The organism is Luteibacter sp. P4_E6 (genome assembly GCF_056401535.1).
Map to the genome: position 1 here is coordinate 1 of NZ_JBFUJE010000329.1, position 4,430 is coordinate 4,430.

The window sequence follows — 4,430 nt, forward strand, 5'->3', positions numbered from 1 at the left end:
CTCCTGGTGGGTGCCGGCGCTTGGCTGGAAGATGGACGCGATTCCGGGCATCGCCAATGCGGCCTGGACCAAGATCAAGGAGCCCGGTGTCTACCGCGGCCAGTGCGCCGAACTGTGCGGCCAGGACCACGGCTTCATGCCGATCGTCGTGAAGGCCGTGCCGAAGGCCGAGTTCGAACAATGGCTGGCGACCCAGGAAGACGAGGCCAAGATCCAGAAGGCCGCGCAGACCGCCCAGAACGCTCCCGCCCCGGTCCCCCAGGGTTAACCGAACAGTCTTTTGCAGGTAGAGGTGCAAGGCCATGGCGCACGCAGCCACCCACGACCACGATCACCACGGAGCCCCGAAGGGCTTCTTCCAGCGATGGGTGATGTCCACGAACCACAAGGACATCGGCACGCTGTACCTGATCTTCTCGCTGACGATGTTCTTCATCGGCGGCGCTTTCGCGATGGTTATCCGCGCGGAGTTGTTCAAGCCGGGCATGCAGCTCGTGCAGCCGTATTTCTTCAATGAAATGACGACGATGCACGCCCTGGTGATGATCTTCGGCGCGATCATGCCGGCCTTCGTCGGCCTGGCGAACTGGATGGTTCCGCTGATGGTCGGCGCGCCGGACATGGCGCTGCCGCGCATGAACAACCTGTCGTTCTGGATTCTGCCGTTCGCCTTCTTCATGCTGCTGTCCACCCTGTTCATGCCGGGCGGCGGCCCCGCCGGCGGCTGGACGATGTACCCGCCGCTGTCGCTGCAGGGCGAGTCGGTGGCTTACGTGATCTTCGCGATCCACCTGATGGGCATCAGCTCGATCATGGGCGCGATCAACATCATCGCCACCATCCTCAACATGCGCGCGCCGGGCATGGACCTGCTGAAAATGCCGGTCTTCGTCTGGAGTTGGCTGATCACGGCGTTCCTGCTGATCGCGGTGATGCCGGTGCTTGCCGGTGCGGTCACCATGCTGCTGACCGACAAGTACTTCCACACCAACTTCTTCAATGCCGCCGGTGGCGGTGACCCGGTCCTGTTCCAGCACATCTTCTGGTTCTTCGGGCACCCCGAGGTCTACATCATGATCCTGCCGGCGTTCGGGATCATCTCGGAAATCATCCCGACCTTCGCCCGCAAGCCGATCTTCGGCTACCGCGCGATGGTGTTCGCGATCGCTTCCATCGCCTTCCTGTCGTTCATCGTCTGGGCGCACCACATGTTCGCCGTGGGCCTGCCGATGGGCGCGGAGATCTTCTTCATGTACGCGACGATGCTGATCGCGGTGCCCACGGGCGTGAAGGTCTTCAACTGGGTGTCGACCATGTGGGGCGGCTCGATGACCTTCGAGACCCCGATGCTGTTCTCGATCGCCTTCGTGATCCTGTTCACCATCGGCGGCTTCTCCGGCCTGATGCTGGCCCTGGCCCCGGCCGACTTCCAGTACCACGACACCTACTTCGTGGTCGCGCACTTCCACTACGTGCTGGTGACCGGCGCCGCGTTCTCGATCATGGCCGCCGCGTACTACTGGATCCCGAAGTGGTCGGGCCACATGTACAGCGAAACCTGGGGCAAGATCCACTTCTGGTCCAGCGTGATCTCGGTCAACGTGCTGTTCTTCCCGCAGCACTTCCTCGGATTGGCGGGCATGCCCCGACGCATCCCGGATTACAACGTCGCCTTTGCCAACTTCAACATGATCAGCTCCATCGGCGGCTTCTGGTTCGGCGCCTCGCAGCTGATCTTCCTCGGCGTGATCATCCACTGCGTCTTCTTCTCGAAGAAGAAAGCGGCGGACCGCTCGTGGGAAGGCGCCAAGGGCCTGGAGTGGACCGTGCCGTCGCCGGCACCGTTCCACACCTTCGACGTGCCGCCGGTCATCCACGACGACGAGCTCGCCCACGGCAACACGGACCACTGATCGATGCAGGACATGACGGACATCGAGATGACAGCGCGCCGCAAGCGCGCCCGCGTTACCGCACTCATCGCGGGCGGCTTCGCGGTGGCGGTGTTCCTACTCTCGATCGTGCAGATGCTGAAGGTCTGAGCGGCTAAACCAAGCGACATCCACGGGAAACCACCATGGGTCACCAGCAACAAGACGTCTATTACGTACCGAGCAAGAGCTACTGGCCCATCGTGGCGGCGGTCTCCATGTTCGTCACCGTGTACGGTGCCGCGCACTGGCTGAACTCGCAGCCCGGCGACAGCAGCGCCTTCGGCAAGCCGATGTTCTGGGTCGGCTTCGCCATGATCCTGGGCATGTTCTTCGGCTGGTTCCGTTCGGTCATCCGTGAATCGATGGCGGGAAGCTACAACGGCCAGGTGGATCGCTCATTCCGCATGGGCATGATGTGGTTCATCTTCTCCGAAGTGATGTTCTTCGGTGCCTTCTTCGGTGCGCTGTTCTACGCCCGCATTTTCTCGGTGCCCTGGCTGGGCGGTGAAGGCCATGGTGTCCTTACCCACCAGTTCGTCTGGCAGGGTTACGAGGCTTCGTGGGGCGCGAACGGTGGCGGTGGTCCGCAGAAAATCGGCGGCTCGTTCCAGACCATCGCGGCCTGGGGCCTGCCTTTGCTCAACACGCTGATCCTGCTGTCGTCCGGCGTGACCATCACCATTGCGCACCATGCGCTGAAGGCTGGTCACCGCAAGGCGCTGCTGATCGGTCTCGGTGCGACGGTGCTGCTCGGTTGCGGCTTCCTGTGGTTCCAGGCCCACGAGTACGCCGAAGCGTACGAGCACTTCAACCTCACGCTGGGCAGCGGCGTCTACGGCGCCACGTTCTTCATGCTCACCGGCTTCCACGGCCTGCACGTGACGCTGGGCACGATCATGCTGGCGATCATCTGGCTCCGCTGCGCCAAGGGCCATTTCACCAAGGACGATCACTTCGGTTTCGAAGCCGYCGCCTGGTACTGGCACTTCGTCGACGTGGTGTGGCTGGCGCTGTTCCTGTTCGTTTACGTGCTTTGACCTGTGACGTAGGCGCTGCCATGTGAATCGAAGAACCCGCCGTGAGGCGGGTTTTTTTTGGTTCATCGCGGAATGTCGGGAATGCCACGGAGGGCTTAGGCGTCGCGTCGTAGAGCCCTCGATGCTCGGACGCAGCGGAGCAGAGCCTTCGGTGCCCACCCTCGCTGCTCAGACAGGTCCTCCGCGTTCCGTATCGGAAAGTCCGCTGCGCGGGCCATGTTCTTATAGGCCTACGGCCGCTCCACTTGTGCGGAACTCGCCTCGAGGGTGGGCACCGAAGACTCTTCCCATCCTGAGGCTCGTGTGGGTCGAGCCGACGAAGCAACACTGCTTCGGCTGCTGGCGCGTCGACATTGTCGGACGGTCGAGCCGAGCGCGCCGGTCGAGATCGTCCGCGCGAGCTTAAGAGTGCCCGGTCTGAAAGCTGAGCGCCCGGGCCTGATAATCCGCGATATTTTTTTAGGAAAGTACGCCATTGACGCACGTACGTCAATGGCGTACTTTTACCTCGTGACCTTCGTAGAGACGCCTGCTTTCACCAGGCGGATCACGGAATGGCTGGAGGACGACGAGTACGCCCGACTTCAGGGCTGTCTCGCGGCTCATCCCGATGTCGGGGATGTGATGGCAGCGCAAGGCGCTTCAAAAAATCATCGAGACATGGAAGCGACACTTTGAGCAAATTCTTTGAAGACTTGATGGGAAGCGTCCAGGAAATGGACGAAATCCTGCGCGGCGAGCGACCGCCATCCCGTGTGTTCCACGTCGATCCTGCAGCGATCAAGGAGCTTCGGGAGACCACGGGTCTTTCGCAGGCGAAGTTCGCGTTGTTGCTAGACGTCGATGTGGGAACGCTGCGCAACTGGGAGCAGGGCAGGCGGGCGCCGACAGGGCCAGCCCGGGCGCTTCTCCGTGCCATCCGTAAAGATCCCAAGCACGTACTTGCCGCACTGGCTTGACTTACTCGCGAACGAGCGAGGCTATTCGCCCGTCGAGCGGGGATCCGATTCCGCGGTTCGCTCACGTGTCAGTTGCCAGATTCCAGCAACGACAAGGACGCCGTCCAGCCCGGCGATCCACACGCCGAATATGACGCGCTGATACATCGAGGGCGCGAGGCTCACGTATCCCCCGAGAAACAAGGCCATAAACAAGGCACAGACGTAGGGTCGCCGGCCACGGGTGAGGAATGCGCCGGCGGCCATCGCGGCGGTCATACCCCAGCCCGTGAGTAGTGCGGGAGATGCCTCGTGAAAGCTCTTCAGGGCGGCCGCGTAGCGGGTCGGGAAAATGCCGAACATCCCTTCGAGTCCTGTCATGACGACCGAGAAGGCCAACCATCCGACAGGAATCAGCGCGAAAAACAGCGCGGTAGGCAACGGCCTGCGTATGGCTGACGTCATCCTTGCTCTCCCCTTGTGGCTAGCCTATGGCACCCGTCGCCGCTCGTGCTCTGGCT

The 4,430-nt window shown here is 62.2% G+C and carries 6 protein-coding genes; 5 read left to right on the forward strand and 1 reads right to left on the reverse strand.

Annotation, left to right across the window (positions count from 1 at the left end):
* From AC1DT2_RS16505 to nadS, 5 genes are all read left to right on the forward strand, one after another.
* The coding region (locus AC1DT2_RS16505) for a cupredoxin domain-containing protein (protein WP_477297508.1) at window positions 1-268 on the forward strand (268 nt) is incomplete at its 5' end.
* 34 nt (window positions 269-302) lie between these two features.
* Window positions 303-1,913 carry a cytochrome c oxidase subunit I gene (gene ctaD, locus AC1DT2_RS16510; RefSeq protein ID WP_063573036.1) on the forward strand — a complete coding sequence of 537 codons (1,611 nt, stop codon included), beginning with the start codon at window positions 303-305 and terminating at the stop codon, window positions 1,911-1,913.
* A gap of 164 nt (window positions 1,914-2,077) precedes the next feature.
* Window positions 2,078-2,971, forward strand: a complete 894-nt coding sequence (locus AC1DT2_RS16515; protein WP_477297509.1) for a cytochrome c oxidase subunit 3 — start codon at window positions 2,078-2,080, stop codon at window positions 2,969-2,971.
* A 267-nt stretch (window positions 2,972-3,238) separates the two neighbouring features.
* Window positions 3,239-3,649: a hypothetical protein gene (locus AC1DT2_RS16520; RefSeq protein WP_477297511.1), complete on the forward strand. Its 411-nt coding sequence runs from the start codon at window positions 3,239-3,241 to the stop codon at window positions 3,647-3,649.
* On the forward strand, window positions 3,646-3,930 hold the full coding sequence (gene nadS, locus AC1DT2_RS16525) for a NadS family protein (protein WP_477297512.1): 285 nt from the start codon (window positions 3,646-3,648) through the stop codon (window positions 3,928-3,930). Before AC1DT2_RS16520 ends, nadS begins: the two co-directional genes overlap by 4 nt.
* A gap of 21 nt (window positions 3,931-3,951) precedes the next feature.
* Here the strand turns inward: nadS and AC1DT2_RS16530 are convergent, their stop codons facing one another.
* Window positions 3,952-4,272: a hypothetical protein gene (locus tag AC1DT2_RS16530; protein WP_477297513.1), complete on the reverse strand. Its 321-nt coding sequence runs from the start codon at window positions 4,270-4,272 to the stop codon at window positions 3,952-3,954.
* Between the last annotated feature and the right edge of the window lie 158 nt (window positions 4,273-4,430).